Annotated in this window: 14 protein-coding genes; 10 read left to right on the top strand and 4 right to left on the bottom strand. The window is 57.3% G+C overall.

Annotation, left to right across the window (positions count from 1 at the left end; all coding sequences use genetic code 11):
• From MP439_02580 to MP439_02560, 5 genes are all read left to right on the top strand, one after another.
• On the top strand, nucleotides 1–603 hold the full coding sequence (locus MP439_02580; protein ID MCI2974945.1) for a response regulator: 603 nt from the start codon (nucleotides 1–3) through the stop codon (nucleotides 601–603).
• Nucleotides 578–3271: a DNA polymerase I gene (gene polA / locus MP439_02575; protein ID MCI2974944.1), complete on the top strand. Its 2694-nt coding sequence runs from the start codon at nucleotides 578–580 to the stop codon at nucleotides 3269–3271. Before MP439_02580 ends, polA begins: the two co-directional genes overlap by 26 nt.
• Nucleotides 3272–3418: 147 nt before the next feature.
• Complete coding sequence (gene rpsA / locus MP439_02570; GenBank protein ID MCI2974943.1) at nucleotides 3419–4663, top strand: 30S ribosomal protein S1; 1245 nt, start codon at nucleotides 3419–3421, stop codon at nucleotides 4661–4663.
• A 33-nt stretch (nucleotides 4664–4696) separates the two neighbouring features.
• On the top strand, nucleotides 4697–5317 hold the full coding sequence (gene coaE / locus MP439_02565) for a dephospho-CoA kinase (GenBank protein ID MCI2974942.1): 621 nt from the start codon (nucleotides 4697–4699) through the stop codon (nucleotides 5315–5317).
• Between the two features lie 37 nt (nucleotides 5318–5354).
• Complete coding sequence (locus MP439_02560; GenBank protein ID MCI2974941.1) at nucleotides 5355–6179, top strand: HDOD domain-containing protein; 825 nt, start codon at nucleotides 5355–5357, stop codon at nucleotides 6177–6179.
• 397 nt (nucleotides 6180–6576) lie between these two features.
• Here the strand turns inward: MP439_02560 and MP439_02555 are convergent, their stop codons facing one another.
• Entirely contained in the window at nucleotides 6577–8544 is a 1968-nt protein-coding gene (locus MP439_02555; protein MCI2974940.1) for a peptidase M13, read from the bottom strand.
• A 191-nt stretch (nucleotides 8545–8735) separates the two neighbouring features.
• Between MP439_02555 and MP439_02550 the strand changes: the two genes are divergently transcribed.
• Entirely contained in the window at nucleotides 8736–9101 is a 366-nt protein-coding gene (locus MP439_02550; protein MCI2974939.1) for a hypothetical protein, read from the top strand.
• A gap of 411 nt (nucleotides 9102–9512) precedes the next feature.
• Here the strand turns inward: MP439_02550 and MP439_02545 are convergent, their stop codons facing one another.
• From MP439_02545 to MP439_02535, 3 genes are all read right to left on the bottom strand, one after another.
• Nucleotides 9513–10376 carry a choice-of-anchor A family protein gene (locus MP439_02545; protein ID MCI2974938.1) on the bottom strand — a complete coding sequence of 288 codons (864 nt, stop codon included), beginning with the start codon at nucleotides 10374–10376 and terminating at the stop codon, nucleotides 9513–9515.
• A 160-nt stretch (nucleotides 10377–10536) separates the two neighbouring features.
• Nucleotides 10537–10806, bottom strand: a complete 270-nt coding sequence (locus MP439_02540; GenBank protein MCI2974937.1) for a DUF6295 family protein — start codon at nucleotides 10804–10806, stop codon at nucleotides 10537–10539.
• A 3-nt stretch (nucleotides 10807–10809) separates the two neighbouring features.
• On the bottom strand, nucleotides 10810–11559 hold the full coding sequence (locus MP439_02535; GenBank protein MCI2974936.1) for a dienelactone hydrolase family protein: 750 nt from the start codon (nucleotides 11557–11559) through the stop codon (nucleotides 10810–10812).
• Between the two features lie 499 nt (nucleotides 11560–12058).
• Between MP439_02535 and uvrB the strand changes: the two genes are divergently transcribed.
• From uvrB to MP439_02515, 4 genes are all read left to right on the top strand, one after another.
• Complete coding sequence (gene uvrB, locus MP439_02530; protein MCI2974935.1) at nucleotides 12059–14044, top strand: excinuclease ABC subunit UvrB; 1986 nt, start codon at nucleotides 12059–12061, stop codon at nucleotides 14042–14044.
• A gap of 426 nt (nucleotides 14045–14470) precedes the next feature.
• On the top strand, nucleotides 14471–14953 hold the full coding sequence (locus MP439_02525) for a hypothetical protein (GenBank protein ID MCI2974934.1): 483 nt from the start codon (nucleotides 14471–14473) through the stop codon (nucleotides 14951–14953).
• Nucleotides 14865–15185 (top strand): hypothetical protein, encoded by a 321-nt coding sequence (locus tag MP439_02520; protein MCI2974933.1) that lies wholly within the window; start codon nucleotides 14865–14867, stop codon nucleotides 15183–15185. The genes MP439_02525 and MP439_02520 overlap by 89 nt, the downstream gene beginning before the upstream one ends.
• 12 nt (nucleotides 15186–15197) lie before the next feature.
• On the top strand, nucleotides 15198–16160 hold the full coding sequence (locus tag MP439_02515; GenBank protein MCI2974932.1) for a hypothetical protein: 963 nt from the start codon (nucleotides 15198–15200) through the stop codon (nucleotides 16158–16160).
• Nucleotides 16161–16323: the final 163 nt, after the last annotated feature.

Genomic DNA, 16323 nt, shown 5'->3' with positions numbered 1-16323 from the left:
ATGGCACAACGTATCATCATCGCCGAGGATGAGGCGATTATCCGGCGGGACCTGAAAGAGATGCTCGTCGCTGAGGGTTACGATGTCATCGCCGATCTCGGTCGGGGTGATGAGGCGCTTGAGGCGGTGCGAACCATGCGTCCTTCAGCGGCCGTGTTGGATGTCAAGATGCCAGGCATGGACGGACTGAGTGTTGCTGAGGCCATCAATGCGGAGCAACTTTGTGCGGTGATCATTCTCACGGCGTTTTCCCAGCGGTCCCTCGTCGAGCAGGCACGAGAGGCGGGTGTGATGGCCTATCTGGTCAAGCCCTTCCAAGCGAGCGACCTGGTCCCAGCTATCGAGTTGGCACTGGCACGTTTTGATGAGAAGATGATGGTCGAGAGTGAGCTAGGGCGAATCCACGACGAGCGTCGTAAGCTTGAGGAGAAGCTCGAGACCAGGGTGATCCTTGATCGCGCCAAGGCCCGTCTCATGGAAGAGTATCAACTCTCCGAGTCCGATGCCTTTCGTTTTCTTCAAAAGACAGCCATGGATACTCGTGGCAAGGTAAAGGACATCGCGGAAAAGGTGATCGATGGCGACCTCAAGCCTGCCCAGTAGCGGCGAAGCACGACCGACCCTTCTCGCCCTCGATGGCTATTCGTTGATGTTTCGTGCGTTCTTTGCAATGCCACCAATGCAAGGGGAGAGCGGGCCCACGAATGCGCTCTTTGGGTTCTTTCGCATGTTGGTATCTGCGGTTCGTCAGTTCTCACCTACCTACGTGGCGGTGGCGTTAGATCATCCCTCGCCAACCTTTCGTGATGACCTCTTCGCTGACTACAAGGGTGGCCGTGCAACCACCCCCGATGAACTCCGGTTTCAGCTGGAAGCTGTCCGGGGGTTACTTCAAGTGGTCCAGATCCCAGCGATCGAGCTTGCTGGGTTCGAGGCAGATGATGTGATTGCAACGCTGACTCGGTTGGCGACGGCCGATCACGTCGCGACAGAGATCGTCACCGGTGATCGTGACATCTTGCAACTCGTTGCCGACCCGCTCGTTAGGGTCCATCTCACCCGTCAAGGGGTCTCGAACCTTGAGACGATGGACGAGGGTGCCGTCATCGCGAAGTACGGTGTCGCCCCGAAGCAATACGGCGACTTTGCGCTCTTGCGTGGGGATAAGTCCGACAACCTTCCCGGCGTTCGCGGCATCGGAGCGAAAACCGCCGCCCAGCTCATTAATCGATTTGGAGATATCGACACAATACTTGCCGAGCGTTCATCGTTGCCTGCTCGTCAGCGCGAAGCCCTCGATGAGGCTGAATCAGAGCTCGGCCTGCTGCGTCAACTGGTTGCGCTCGATCAAGAGGCCCCAATCTCGATCGCGCTCAGCGATCTGGCGTTGCCAACCTCGTTTGATGTTGCAGCTGCGGAGCAGATGTTTGTCGTCTCCTTTGGTTTGCGAGGTGTCTTTGCGAGCCTTAAGGAGCTCTTTGGTGTCGGTGAACCAGCGTTTGGTGACCAGTCGCTCCGAGAGCACGTCACCCTTGCACCCGAGTATCGGGTGGTTGCTACGCCCGAGGAGTTGCTCAACGCGCATTCGGACTATCTCACTGTGTCAGCGCGCTTTGCTGGCGAGGATGGTCGCGTTGCCCCTCGAACGCTCGGTTTTGGTGCGCCAGAGCCGAATGCAGCCACCCCGGTCTGGTTCCCGTTAGGGCCGGGCCACGACGAGGCCATCATGGACCAAGAAGTGTCACTTGCGGTTCTCAACGAGTCAGAGTGGGTTGGTATTGGGCTCAAGGAGACGCTCCGATCGCTTGCGCTCACCATGGGGACCAAGGTTGCCCCATCACGGCTCATGGATCTTGGGGTCCTTGCCTACGTCCTGGATTCATCACAACGGCGCTCTGATCTCAGGGAAGTCGCTCACCTGTTAGATATCGATTGGCCCGACGGCCCAGCCGATGGTCTCTTTGACGATCGCGCTGATCAGGAACGGATGGCTACAGAGCTCGCTGTGATGCCGGTTCTGCTCGATGGGTTACTTACCCGGATCCAAGCCGAGGGCGTTCAACGACTGGCCATGGAGGTCGAGATTCCCCTCGTAGGCGTGCTTACCAAGATGGAGGTCGCCGGTGCCGGTGTCGATACTCAGGTCTTAGAGGAGATCGGGGTGAGTCTAGCTGCTGAGGCCAGCTTGACCCTTAGGGCAATTCACGCCTTCACCGGTGATGACTTCAATCCGAACTCGCCCAAGCAACTCGGTACGATGTTGTTCGAAAAATTGGGATTACCGACAGGTAAGCGGACTAAGACAGGCTATTCCACCGATGCTCGAGTCCTGGAGGGGCTCCGAGACCAGCACCCGTTGGTCTCACTCGTGCTGAAGTTTCGTGAACTCGACAAGTTGCGCTCGACGTTCTATGAAGGGCTGAGGGCTGAGATCGCCGCCGATGGCAGGATCCACGCCACCTTCAACCAGACCGTAGCGAGGACGGGCCGGATCTCGTCGGAGCATCCCAACCTGCAAAATATCCCGGTTCGTTCTGAGGAGGGTCGACAGTTTCGGCGGGTTTTTGTTGCGCCCCGAGGCGCGGTGCTCGTCGCGGCCGACTACTCGCAGATCGAGCTCAGGATTCTCGCACATCTGAGCAACGATGAGCGTTTGATCGAGGTGCTAAGGGGCAGCGGCGACGTGCATGCGATGGTGGCCGCCTCTATCTATGGCATTGAGGCCTCCCAGGTTAGCTACGAACAACGGGCGGTGGCCAAGATGGTGACCTATGGGCTGTCCTATGGGATGGAGTCCTACGGCCTCGCTAGTCGTTTGGGCATCTCGAGCGAGGAGGCTGATGCAATTCTGACATCGTTCTTTGCCGCATACCCGGGGTTGGTCCAGTACCGAGAGTCGGTGATTCGCGAGGCACGCGAGCGAGGTTACACGACGACGCTCCTTGGGCGTCGACGCTATTTGCCGGAGTTGCAATCACCCAATCATGCCATCCGGCAAGGTGCCGAGCGACAAGCCATGAATGCGCCAACGCAAGGACTGGCGGCCGATATTTTCAAGATGGCGCTTGTGACCCTGGATAAGCGGTTGCTTGACACCAACGCCAGATTGGTCCTCCAGATTCACGATGAGGTGGTTGTAGAGGCCCCGGAGGATGAGGCAACGATGGTCGCAGATTTGGTTCGTGAGTCGCTGGCTGGTGTCTATCCGCTTGCTGTGCCACTCATCGTCAACGTGGGCGTCGGTGCCAACTGGGCGGAGGCCAGGACATAGCCTCGAGTCGGTAAACGCTCGGCAAACAGTTGGAAGAATTTCCCGGCTCGCGATCGGGGCGGCTAAAGTTGGGCTATCATTAACTGAGAGTCCGTAGGACTCGAATTTTATCGGTTCAATTATTGAAATAGTCGTGTAAGGAAGTTCATGAGCGAAGCGGACGTGGTGGCTGAAGTCGAAGACGGAGCCGGCGCAGATACCATTGTGGTTGATGATCTTGGCGAGACGGGTCTTGAAGACGCCATCGCGAAGAGTGTTGTTGATTTCGACGAGGGCGATGTCGTCATCGGAACCGTCGTCAAAGTTGACAAAGACGAAGTCCTCTTGGACATCGGATACAAGTCGGAGGGGGTCATACCGCTTCGTGAGCTTTCGATCCGTAAGGATGTCGCTCCTAGCGAAGTAGTGAGCCCGGGAGACAAGATCGAGGCACTCGTTCTCCAAAAGGAGGACAAGGAAGGTCGTCTCGTTCTCTCGAAGAAGCGAGCTCAATTCGAGAAGGCCTGGAAGGAAATCGAGGCTATCAAGGCCCGTGACGGCGTAGTCCGAGGAGAGATCATCGAACTCGTCAAGGGTGGCCTTATTGTCGATATCGGCCTTCGTGGCTTTTTGCCCGCCTCGCTCGTTGACTTGCGTCGGGTTCGTGATCTGACGCCGATGATTGGTCAGGACATCGAGGCTAAGATCATCGAGCTGGATCGGAATCGCAACAACGTTGTGCTCTCCCGCCGGGCGTTTCTTGAGGAGAATCAGCGCGAGCAGCGTGAAGAGTTCCTCACCAGTATTCGACCTGGGGAGGTCAAGAAGGGTGTCGTCTCCTCGATCGTTCACTTTGGTGTGTTCGTCGATCTCGGTGGCATGGACGGACTGGTGCACGTGTCGGAGCTGTCTTGGAACCATGTCGACCACCCATCATCCGTTGTCTCAGTCGGCGACGAGGTTCAGGTGCTCGTGCTAGAGGTTGACCAAGACACCGAGCGAATCTCGTTGTCCCTCAAGGCAACACAGCGCGATCCTTGGCAGGAGTTTGCTGCCGCGCACAAGGTTGGTGAACTCGTATACGGCAGAGTCACCAAGTTGGTGCCTTTCGGTTGCTTCGTGCAGGTGGCTGCCGGGATTGAAGGACTCGTCCACATCTCGGAGATGGCCCTCCATCATGTTGACCTTCCAGAGCAGGTGGTCACCGTTGGTGAAGAGCTATGGGTTAAGATCATCGACCTCGATCCACAGCGTCGCCGCATCTCGTTGTCCATTCGACAGGCGCTTGAGGGTGGTGAGCTTGCTCCCGAGTATCGTGATGCCTTCGCGGAGTATGGTTATGACGAAGAAGGTAACTTCATCGGACCAGCCGAAGAGGGTGTCGAAGGCGAAGGCGGCACGGACGCAGAGTAGTTCGTCTCTGTTGGTCAAGGGCTTTTACGGCACGTGACCACGACAGAATCAACAACCCGAGTGGTCGCTGTCACCGGTACCATAGGTTCTGGCAAGACAGCGGTACTCGGGTTGTTTGCTGAGTATGGGCTTCGCACCATCAGTGCCGACGCCGTCGCCCGTGATGTCGTTGCACCTGGAACACCTGGCCTCGATGAGGTCGTGGCAACCTTCGGCGATCGCGTCCTCGACGAGACGGGATCGCTGAACCGCGCCCGTCTTGCGCAGATTGTCTTTTCCGATGATCGTTATCGTAGACAGCTCGAGGAGATCACCCATCCGCGCATCCGAGCCGTAATTCTTGCCTTTGTCGCTGCGTGTGTCGGCAAAGGAGAGCCGGCCGTTGTGATCGAAATTCCGTTGCTGACCCCTCAGAGCGTTCATGACTACATGATCGATGACGTTGTGGTCGTGCGCGCCTCTGCTGCGGTGTCGCTTGAGCGACTTGTACAGCGCCGTGGCCTCGACCCTGGCGATGCCGCCGCGCGTCTTCGGGCTCAGGCGAGCCAGGGAATCGGTCAGGTAGAGGGGCGCTGGTATATTGAGAACGACGATGACCTCGCGAGTCTTCGGAACCAGGTTATCCGGATCGTAGAAGAAATTAAGGGCCATTAGCGATGCGCCGATACTGGTTTCGACCAGGAGGTGCGGGTTGGATCTTGTTTCGGTTGAAGAGATCAACCAAAAAATAGAGGTCTTTGAGGCTTCGCAGGCGATAGCTGGCAGACTGCTGACGGTGATCGAGCGAGATGACGTGGGTGCACGCGAAGTGGCGACCGTTGTGAGCACCGATCCCGCGTTGGTGCAGCGGGTCATGCGTATGGCGAACTCCGCTTTTTATGGGACTGGTGGACGAGTACGCGAGCTCCATGCGGCCATAGCGATTGTTGGCTTTGACGCTGTCAAGTCGCTTGCTCTCGCGGCCTTTGTCGCGGGTACCGGCAGCGTCACCCCCCAGGATTGGGAGCACTCGATCACTTCGGCCGTTGCGGCCAGCGAAGTTGCCCGGATGATTGGTGCCGATCAACAGCAAGCGTTCTCGCTCGCCTTGTTGCACGACATCGGTGAGGCGGTGATCGCGAGTCTCGACTCCGCGTATCAAGAGCAGCTCACAGCGCGCCGTTCAACTCCGTTGACCGTGGATGCCGAGTTCTCGATGCTAACCGATGAGCGCAAGCGCTACGGGCTTCACCATGCTAGTATCGGTGCCGACATCCTTGCTAGCTGGAATTTTCACCCTGACCTCGTGCAGGCGGTCGCCCAGCATCACACTCCCAAGGGCTCGCTTTCGCGAACGCATGCTGCGCTGGTCGATGGGGACCGGCTCGCGCACTTAGTGGGATTGGAACTACCCCTTGACGAGTGTCGTGAGGTTCCTGGCATGCTCTGGCCAAACTACGTCTCCGATGCGCAGCTTGAAGGTGTGCTGGCCAACGTTCGAACACGCTCGTTGGCGATGATCAACGATCTGTTCTGAGGTGAACGAAACGTTCACGTTTTCTCGATCGCGTCCATCTCGAACCGTGCACAGCGTCCCTGGTCAGTCTGGGCGTCCAAGGTTAGTGATCGCTGACATCGGATCATGATCCCTTGGAACTTCTCTCAGTCGCTCTTTTGGCGAGGGGGCGACCGAGATCAGCTAAGTTTGACAAAGTTCTTGATGGATAGCTTTCGGGGGCAAGATCCACCGGCGATCGCACTCCTTGCAACCTGGAGACGGTGATGGATGCAAGCGAGTGCTGGTGTTGGGCATCACAAGCTGACCTGTTTGCGGGTTGCTACGTGCACCCACCGGCTGCGCGAGATCGACGCGGTAAGGTCGATTCATTGCGTTTGGGCCGGGGTGACGCTATCGTCAGCTGTGAGCGGGGTGACTACCAGATGCGCACGCGCTCGTTAGGGGCCAGCCACATCGGGTCATTTTCGGTCGTCGCGTACGCGTCGTGAAAGGCATCGAGGTTACGGACGACCTGGTTGCAGCGAAATTCGTTTGGCGAGTGAGGGTCGATAGCCAAGCGGCGTAGCATCTCCGCGTCGCGTCGCTTCTCTCTCCACGCGAGTGCCCATGAACTGAAAAATCGTTGCGCTCCGGTCAGTCCATCGACGACAGGGGAGGGCTCGCCACCGAGCGAGATCTCATAGGCGACCCATGCGATACCGAGTCCACCGAGATCACCGATATTCTCACCGATGGTGAGCGAACCGTTGACGTGCTGGTCTGGGGTCTGCCGGGGAGCCAACGCGTCGTATTGATCGATCAATACGTGCGTCCTGGCCTCAAAGGCGGCGCGATCTTCGCTGGTCCACCAGTCTCGAAGCCTCCCATCGCCGTCATACTTGGATCCCTCATCGTCAAAGGCATGGCCGATTTCGTGCCCGATCACAGCACCGATCGCGCCATAGTTGGTGGCGGGATCCCGATCGGCTTGGAAAAATGGATACTGGAGCACACCGGCAGGAAAGACGATCTCATTGAAGTCAGGGCTGTAGTAGGCGTTGACGGTTTGCGGTGTCATGAACCACTCATCACGGTCAACCGGTGTCCCAATCTTGTTCATCTCTCGGTTGAAGTACCAGGCCCCGATGTGGCGGACATTATCCCACAGGTTGCCGGCGTCCACGACCATCGCTGAGTAATCACGCCATTTGGTGGGGTAACCGATCTTTGGGCGAAGCTTGTTGAGCTTATCGAGGGCTTGGGTGCGTGTCGCTGGAGTCATCCAATCGAGGTTTTCGATTCGGACGCGATAGGCGTCAAGAAGGTTGTCGACGAGCTCATCCATCGCCTTCTTGGCCTTAGCATCGAAGTGGCGCTCGACATAGATTCGACCAACTGCCTCGCCCATGGCGCCTTGGACCAGGCCGACGCCACGCTTCCACCGATCGCGGAGGCTGTCGGCTCCGGTCAGCATGCGACCATAGAAGTCGAAGTTCTCCTGCACAAAGGCTTCCGGAAGATAGGGTGCGGCTGCGTGAAGAATCTGCCAGTTCAACCAGTCCTTCCATGCTGGGAGCTGATCATCGGTCAACAGGGTTGCAAGCCCGGAAAGGAAGCTTGGCTGGCGGACGATGAGTTCGTCGAGGGCTCTCGCGGGGGCTTGTAAGCCATTGAGCCAAGGGGTGAGTCCCTTTAAGGTACCAGCGGCAGCGATCGTGTTACTTACCTGGTCGATGGTCGTCAGGTTGTAGGTCTTGACGGCGTCGCGGCAGGCTACATTATCCCAGTGGTGGGCCGCTATCGCGTTCTCGAGGGCGACGATACCCGCCGTGCGGTTGGCGACGTCGTCGAGCTGTGCAAGTCGAAGCATCTGCTCGATGTGGAGCGCCAAGCCGTCGTGGATTGAACGGAATTGCTCTTCGTGGTAGTAGCGCTCGTCTGGTAGCGAGAGCCCGCCCTGCTCCACTGAGACGAGATAGCGATTGGGGTCACCAGGATCTGAGCTGACGTAGAGATCGAAGACGCTTGCGAGACCCTCGTGTTGTGCGCGACCAAGGAACTGCAAGAGGTCTTCGATGCTGTCGATGGCAGCGATCTGGGCAAACCAGGGTTCAAGCGAGGTAAGGCCGTGGCGTTCGATCGCCTCCTCGTCCATAAAGCTGGTGTAGAGATCGCCCAACTTACGGGTTTCGGTACCCGGAGCAGCGCTTTGGGCCTCCTCGAGGATCGTTCGCACAGCGAGTTCCGCCTGCTCAGCCAGGATGGAGAAGGTACCATATGATGCTTTGTCAGGTGGGATCGGCGTTGTCGCAAGCCAGGAGTCGTTCACGTGTCCAAACAGGTCAACTTGGGGCGTGATGGAGTTGGAAAATTCGTCGATGGGCAGGCCGGAACTGTTTGTCATATGGACATCCTAGGGCTGATCTTGTCTGTTCGGGTTGCCGTGGAACTGTACTTGTGGGTCCTCAAAGTCTGCCCGTCTGTGTTGTGGTTTCAGGGGCACGCTACTGGTATGGCTAAGTTCATCGCTCCTTAGCATAGTTTGCCATAACGTCTCTAGAACAAGTCCACGCACAACGTGACCACGCAGAGTTCTTGTTCACTGAGAAACACGCTGACTTTGTCCTTCAAGTAAAGGAGAACCAGCCCGGCCTCTATAACGCGATTAGCACCCTGGAAGAGACGGCTTTCTCTCAACACTACAGCGAGACCAACAAAGGCCATGGACGCTACGAGACCCGTTCGATCCAGGTCTCGAGTGCATTGGATGGCTTGCTCTCCTTCCGTTATGTCGCCCAAGCGATTCGCATCGAAAGAACGGTCGACAATCCAAAGGCTGGAGATGAGCTTTCTACCGAGTCCGCCTACTACGTGACAAGCCTTCAGGAGACTCGGGCGAGCAAGGCCAAACTTCTTGGCTTCATACGTCAGCACAGGGGGATCGAGAACGCGCTGCACTGAGTTCGCGATGCGACGATGGGAGAGGATCGTTCTAAAGTACGTTCTGGCTCAGCACCCAGAGCATTCGCGACACTACGGAACCTCGTAATTAACATCCTTCGCCTGGCAGGAGTGAAGAATTTCGCAAAGGGTCTCCGCTCTGGGTCTCGCAACCCAACACGGGCGCTCGCGCCCCTCGCACTCTAGCACCAGCCCCGCGACCGCAGCTGGCTACCCGACAAAATCGGGCGGTGCTTGTTCTAACGCGCCCTGATAGCTGTCGCAGTACCCTTTGCGCGCTCAACAGCTTCCGGTCTGAGTATCTCCCTGTGAAGACTTGCTCCCTGGCTGTCCGAGGAACATCAAGGTGCTACGACTTTGACCAACTCCGTGCCAGCTACCGGACCTGGGGGGTGATTTGGACCTACGCTCCTAGGGTGCTGTGATGTGAGCAGGGCCGTCCGTCGTTGCTGAACGGCTCGCTTGAGCGTTGGGAATGACGACCGTCGCTCGTGCTGCCGTGATCGGATACTGTGGCAACGATCCGGTGAACCCATTGGTCACATCGTGAATGACCACAGCTTGTGTAGACTGCAGATCTTTAGCGAAGAGATCGCCTGCAATGAGCGCTGGTAGCGTCACCAGTGCTTGTGGCGCTAGCACCGTCCCGACAAAGGACTGACTGCCTAGATTTAACGATGTGACGCTCCCGAAATCCCAGAGAAGGTGATCGGTGTGGACGCCGTTGAGTCGGGTAACCTGCAGGCGGTCGATGAATCTGGCGACCTGCGGGGTGACCTCGATGAGAACCGTCGCTGTCGCTGGCGCATTGATGGTGACCGAGAAGGACCCCGTCGGGACTGACGTGAGTCGCGCGACGTCGAGGGTTCGGTTACTGCCAGTGAGTTCAACCCTGGCCGGCGTCGAGTGCTGGGTCATGCTCGGTGCGAGGGCCCCCCACCGCGTTGCGTCGATCGTGTACGCCTGGCTGACGACGTTGAAGGCGACTGGAATCGGAGGGCAGGACGTTCGGGTGCACAACCAGGATGTCTTGGGGTGCATCGTTAACCTCCCACCAACAGCCAAACCACCGGTGACTGTACCCGACAGTGTCGCATTCTGTTCGACGAGGGTTCCCCAATGGGGTGCGGATCCGACCCCAATGTTGGGGATCGAGAAGTCGGCAAGCTGCGCTGATGCCGTCGTCTGAGTGGTGATACCGGTCAAAGAGAGGATCCCGACGGCTCCGAGCGGGATCAAGGTACGTAGTGACGTAAGCGAGAGCAAACGATGCATGATTACCATCCTTGGACGTGAGAGCCATTCGGTCGCAGGCTCTCGGCATGAAGAATATTGTACTATGCATCGAATGAAAACAGTCACAAAATTAAAGATTTGCCACGATTGTGACGATAGGCGGCACAATCGTGGCAAAAGCGAAGTCAGCTCCGAATAATTATTCCTCCTCGATCAAACCCTCAGGTGCCTCTGCGATCATGGTGAGAATCGCCTCAGCGAGGGCCTTAGCCGAGCGAGGTGAGAGTTCAAGGGCCGTCGACCGCTTAGGGTCAGGCTGGTCAGCAAAGAGATCGATGTTGAGTGAGTGTGTAGCTGGGAAGGAAACTGGGTGATCGAGGTACACCGAGGCCGTCTTGACGCGCTCCCAGGACTCGCCGCTTTTGGCATTTCCAACGAGGGTGAGTGTCGATGTCGTATAGGTACACATCGGTTACTGTGCCCCTAGGTTCGTTGCAAAAAAGGTGAAGATGTGTCCCCAGGCATCCTTTGCAGCCTCTGGTCGATATGAAGGGGCCGCAGTGTTGAAGAACGCATGGCCTGCGCCGTCGTAGCGGTGAAACTCGTGTGGTTTGCCGAGTTTGGTAAGTTCAGCGTCTAAGACATTGACCTCATCTGGTCCTGGATACGAGTCATCGTTGCCAAAGAGGCCGAGTACTGGTCCCGTAAGCTTTGGGGCGCGATCGACGACGGCACGTACTTGCATTGGCGATTCAGCCGGCGGCTGATTGACCACGAAGGCCCCGTAGCAGTCGACCACTGCGTCAAATGGCAGTTCGCAGCCTGAGAGGAAGGACTGGCGGCCACCCGAGCAGTAGCCGATCACGCCGCTCTTGCCGTTGGCATTGGGTTGATGCAGCAAAAAGTCACGAGCCCCGGCAACATCGCCAAGAAGTCGGTCGTCAGGTACTCCTCCCTTGGAGCGCGCAATGGCCGCAGCGTCGTCTGGGGCAGCGTTGGGGGCCTCACGAAAATAAAGGTTTGGCATGAGCGCCGCGTAACCGTGTCGAGCGAAGCGAAGGGCGATCTCTTTGGTTGCCTCGTCGTAGCCCGGCATGTGATGGATAACGACGACGGAGCCGATGGATGCGAGCCCGAGTGGACGTGCATAAAATCCCTCGATCCAGTCGCCGTCCGCTCCTCGTAATGCGATCTCTTCACCGAGTACTGCGTGGTCTGTCATAATTCCTCCATACGGTTGTTTGGGTGGATGCAGAGGGGGCACCACCGCGGTCAAGAAGTTGCAATTTGCAACTAGTTCACCTTATCCTCTCCCTGGTCGGCGTCCGGCAACGTCACCTTCTGAAAGGTCCTCGCGCGATGGCACAATACCGTTGACGAGGCTGCCTGGAGAGTCACGAATCATGACTTGACCAACTGTGTGACTAGCATGTCGTTGGGGAACAACACCGTATCCGCTGGCGCAGCTATGTCTTGGCCAGAGCATCTCGGTGGACAGAGCATCTCGTGGGTAGGGAAGTGTGTCGATCGCGCTCTTGGAGCTCGTAGTCCAGTGACAATGGATGATAATGTCGGACACGAACGATGGTGATTGGTCGGATACGGTTCACTTGCGGCAAAGTGACGGCCTTCCTTGCGTCTACGGAACAGCGCACACCGCGTACTGCCGGAGCCTGGTGGCCAAGACGTCCTCGTATTGAGCAGCCGCCTAAGCTAAATGAGTGACTACGTTTCAGGTCGTGTCCGATTACCAACCGGCTGGTGATCAACCGAAAGCTATCGCTGCGCTGTCTGAGGGCGTGCGCCGTGGAGATCGCTTCCAGACGTTGCTCGGGATTACCGGCTCGGGCAAGAGCGCAACCATCGCGTGGACCATCGAGTCGGTGCAGCGGCCAACCCTCGTGATTGCACCGAATAAATCGCTGGCTGCCCAACTTGCGAATGAGTTTCGAGGGTTCTTCCCACACAACCGGGTCGAGTACTTCGTCTCGTACTACGACTACTACCAACCGGAGGCCTACCTTCCATCGACTGACACCTACATCGAGAAGGACTCTTCGGTCAACGACGAGATCGACCGTTTACGGCACGCGGCAACCTCAGCTCTCCTGACCCGCCGTGATGTCATCGTGGTGGCGTCAGTGTCGTGTATCTACGGCTTGGGCTCTCCGGAAGAGTATCAGGGCCAGATTCTCCCGCTGCACGTTGGGGATACGTTGGCGCTTCCTGCGATGGCACGTTCGTTGGTGGCCATGCAGTACGAGCGCAACGACCTTGAGGTGGTACGCGGACGGTTCCGCGTGCGTGGTGACACGGTTGAGGTTCACCCAGCCTACGAGGAGTTCGCCATGCGTATTGAGTTCTTCGGGGACGAGATTGAGCGCATCGCGAAGGTTGATCTCATGACTGGTGAATTAGTCAAAGATATCGACGAGTTTGTGATTTTCCCGGCGTCACATTACCTCGCGAGTCCTGAGGGTCTCAAGGTGGCAATCGGCTCTATCGAAGACGAACTCTTGAGCCAACTGCGCTACTTCGAGGATCACAACAAACTCTTGGAGGCCCAGCGCCTCAAGATGCGAACCGAGTTCGATCTGGAGATGTTGGCCGAGGTTGGATTCTGCTCCGGCATTGAGAACTACTCCCGGCATCTCGATGGTCGCGCCGCTGGCCAGCCTCCGTTTACGTTACTCGATTACTTTCCAAAGGACTATCTCCTTATCATCGACGAGAGCCATGTGACGGTGCCCCAGCTTCGCGGCCAGTACGCTGGCGATCGCTCGCGCAAGGAGACGTTGGTTGAGCATGGATTTCGCCTACCGTCGGCGATGGATAACCGTCCTCTGCGTTTTGATGAGTTCTACGAGCGGATCAATCAGGCGATCTTCCTCTCCGCGACGCCGGCACCCTATGAGCTCGCCCAATCCTCTCAAGTCGTCGAGCAGATCGTCAGACCCACCGGTCTGTTGGACCCGGTTATCGAGGTACGCCCGACGAAGGGTCAGATCGACAACCTTCTGGTCGAGATTCGCGATCGAGTGGAGCGTGATGAGCGTGTGCTGGTCACGACGTTAACTAAGAAAATGGCTGAGGACCTTACCGACTACCTTGAGGGGCTTGGAGTGCGTGTGCGGTACCTTCACTCAAACGTAGAGACTCTCGATCGGATCGAGCTCATTCGTGACCTACGACTCGGCGAGTACGACGTACTGGTTGGCATTAACCTGCTGCGAGAAGGTTTGGACCTCCCGGAAGTATCATTGGTGGCGATTCTCGATGCCGACAAAGAGGGCTTTCTCCGATCTGAGACTTCGCTTGTGCAAACAATCGGCCGCGCGGCGCGTAACAGTCGTGGGACCGTGCTGCTCTATGGCGACAAGGTAACCAAGTCGATGGAGTACGCCATTTCAGAGACCGCACGTCGGCGCGCTCTCCAAGAAGAATATAATCGCGCCAATGGGATTACGCCAACGACGGTGACTGCGCGGCTCGGATCGCTGATGGGCGATGAACATGGCCCCACCCGTGTGCCCAAGTTGCGACGCTCGAAGGTGGAGGAGCGTTTCTCACACCTGGCGCCAGAACAGCTCCAAGAGGTCATCGATGCGTTGACCGTCGAGATGGAGACTTGCGCAACCGAGCTTCGCTTTGAGGAAGCAGCGAAGCTTCGCGATGACATCAAGGAGCTAAGTCGGCTGCTTGGCTAAAACACTGCAGCGGCTGACGATAGCGTTTAACCTTGCGAGACGTGAAGATGTCGCTGGCCCGCCAGCACGGCTGAGTTTTGATTGGTGGTGGCGCAAGGCGCCGGGCAAGGCTGCGACACATTGTTGCAGGTATTGATCACAGTGCCTGTTCGCGATGCAAGTTCATAATAACTGGCAATCCTGTCTGGTCTCAGCCTGAATTCAAGCCCGATCAACCTAGACCGAAGTTCCCCCCAGCCGGTCTCGATTTATGCCCAAATCGCGCCTTGACCAGTATGTTCTTGCCTAGGGTAGTAGAGGGTGTAGGCATGTATGCTCAGGCATGGTGAGGATGTGTTGGGGTTGGTCCCGACATGAGTGTTATCGACGTCTAAGGTAGTAAGCAGTTACGCGGCCACGATCCCCAATCGTAACTTAGCACCGGCGATGCTGCTACGAGAGAGCTATCGAGACAATGGCAAGGTCAAGACCCGTACGCTTGCGAACTTGAGCCGTTGGTCACCAGACAAGGTAGAGCAACTGCGCCGGGTGCTTATGAACCAACCCCCAAAGGCAAAGCTCCAAGAGAGCTTTGACATCACCCGTAGCCTTGGCCATGGTCATGTCGCGGCCGTGCTTGGCACGATAGCTAACCTAGGCCTTGATACCCTCATTGATCCTGTCCCCTCTCGCCAACGAGATCTCGTTGTAGCCATGATCATCTCCCAGGTGATTCGCCCCTCCTCCAAGCTCGCCGGTGCCAGGGGGCTAAGGGCCAAGCGTGCGACGAGTTCACTCGGTGAGGTGCTCTCACTTTCTTCGGTCGATGAGGATGACCTCTATGAGGCGATGGACGGCACCACGTCAGTCACGAATCGAGGCCGAACCCGCAAAGCGACACCTAGAAGATGGAACCCTGGTTCTCTATGACATGTCATCGGCAGCCTTTGAGGGTAAGACCTGTCCCCTTGGCAAACGGGGTCACCCAAAGGATGGGGTGAGGGGACGACTCCAGATCGTCTATGGGCTCTTGGCCACCAAAGAGGGGGTTCCAATCGCCATTTTGGTCTTTGCCGGCAACACCGGTGAGCCAACGACGATCGCCCAACAGGTCGAAAAGCTAAAGGGTCGCTTTGGACTTGCCAACGTAGTGCTCGTTTAAGATCGAGGACTCTTGACCCAAGCACGTCTACGAGAAGACGTCACCCCCAAACAGCTCGACTTCATCACCGCACGACGTGCTCCACAGATTCGAGCCCTGATACGAGACGAGGCGATAGAGCTCTCCCTCTTTGACGAGAGGGATCTCGTCGAGGTCACGCACCCTGACGATCCGGGTGAACGCCTCGTTGCGTGTTTGAACCCACACGTAGCCAAGGAGCGTACCAAGACGCGCCAATCCCTCTTGGCGGCTACCGAAACAGAGCTCGACAAGATCGTCGCCTCTTTGAATCGCGAACGTCGACCACTCCGGGGTAAGGACAAGATAGCGATGAAGGTCGGCAACGTCATTGACCGCTACAAGATGGCCAAGCACTTCATTATCGAGATCACCGATGAGACCTTCACCTACCGACGTGATGAGGCAAAGATCGCAGCTGAGACCATCTTGGACGGTGTCTCTGTGCTTCGTACCAGCGTGGAGTCCAAGGTACTGGGGACCGAAGAGGTCGTCTTGTCGTATAAGTCCTTGTCAAACGTCGAACGCGTCTTTCGTGGCTGTAACACCGACCTCGATATCCGGCCAATCCGTCACCGCACCGAGACACGAGTGAGGGTGCATGTGTTCTTACGGATGCTCAGCTACTACGTGAGTTTTGCGATGGCACACACCTTGGCTCCGATGTTATTCAAAGACGATGATCCAGCCGGTGCCAAAGCCCTTAGGGACTCACCCGTTGCACCGGCGATGCGATCAACGAGTGCTAAGGCAAAGGCGAGCACCAAGGTGAGCGCCGATCACATGCCAGTACACAGCTTTGCTACCCTCATGGAGGATCTGGCAACCGTCACAGCCAACCGGATCCAACCCAGAGACACCGATCTTGACTCGTTTGTCATGATCACCAAACCCACCCCCTTACAACAACGTGCCTTTGAGCTTCTTGGAGTCTCTCCGACTCTCGGCTACCTGTAGGCAGGGCTCTACTTACAAACCCCCTGGTGGGGCCCGATATTGGTTGTCATGGTGGGGGAACTTCGGCCAAGATGTCAAGAATCGCGCGATCGACGCAAGTCAACGCGAGGTAACGATAGCAAGAGACCACCCGATTGATGGGCCGCTGGTTAGACTTCAATTC

Origin of the sequence: Ferrimicrobium sp. (genome assembly GCA_022690815.1) — a bacterium.
Classification (GTDB): domain Bacteria; phylum Actinomycetota; class Acidimicrobiia; order Acidimicrobiales; family Acidimicrobiaceae; genus Ferrimicrobium.
Note: the sequence above shows the minus strand (reverse complement) of the source record. Positions and strands in the feature narration are given on the sequence as shown.

What these genes read in the sequence shown, in the direction of transcription:
- MP439_02525 (MCI2974934.1), top strand. Translation starts at nt 14,471, where the DNA reads ATGCTGCTACGAGAGAGCTATCGAGACAATGGCAAGGTCAAGACCCGT.
- MP439_02545 (MCI2974938.1), bottom strand. Translation starts at nt 10,376, where the DNA reads ATGCATCGTTTGCTCTCGCTTACGTCACTACGTACCTTGATCCCGCTC.
- MP439_02535 (MCI2974936.1), bottom strand. Translation starts at nt 11,559, where the DNA reads ATGACAGACCACGCAGTACTCGGTGAAGAGATCGCATTACGAGGAGCG.
- rpsA (MCI2974943.1), top strand. Translation starts at nt 3,419, where the DNA reads ATGAGCGAAGCGGACGTGGTGGCTGAAGTCGAAGACGGAGCCGGCGCA.
- MP439_02540 (MCI2974937.1), bottom strand. Translation starts at nt 10,806, where the DNA reads ATGTGTACCTATACGACATCGACACTCACCCTCGTTGGAAATGCCAAA.
- MP439_02555 (MCI2974940.1), bottom strand. Translation starts at nt 8,544, where the DNA reads ATGACAAACAGTTCCGGCCTGCCCATCGACGAATTTTCCAACTCCATC.
- MP439_02520 (MCI2974933.1), top strand. Translation starts at nt 14,865, where the DNA reads ATGAGGCGATGGACGGCACCACGTCAGTCACGAATCGAGGCCGAACCC.
- polA (MCI2974944.1), top strand. Translation starts at nt 578, where the DNA reads ATGGCGACCTCAAGCCTGCCCAGTAGCGGCGAAGCACGACCGACCCTT.
- MP439_02580 (MCI2974945.1), top strand. Translation starts at nt 1, where the DNA reads ATGGCACAACGTATCATCATCGCCGAGGATGAGGCGATTATCCGGCGG.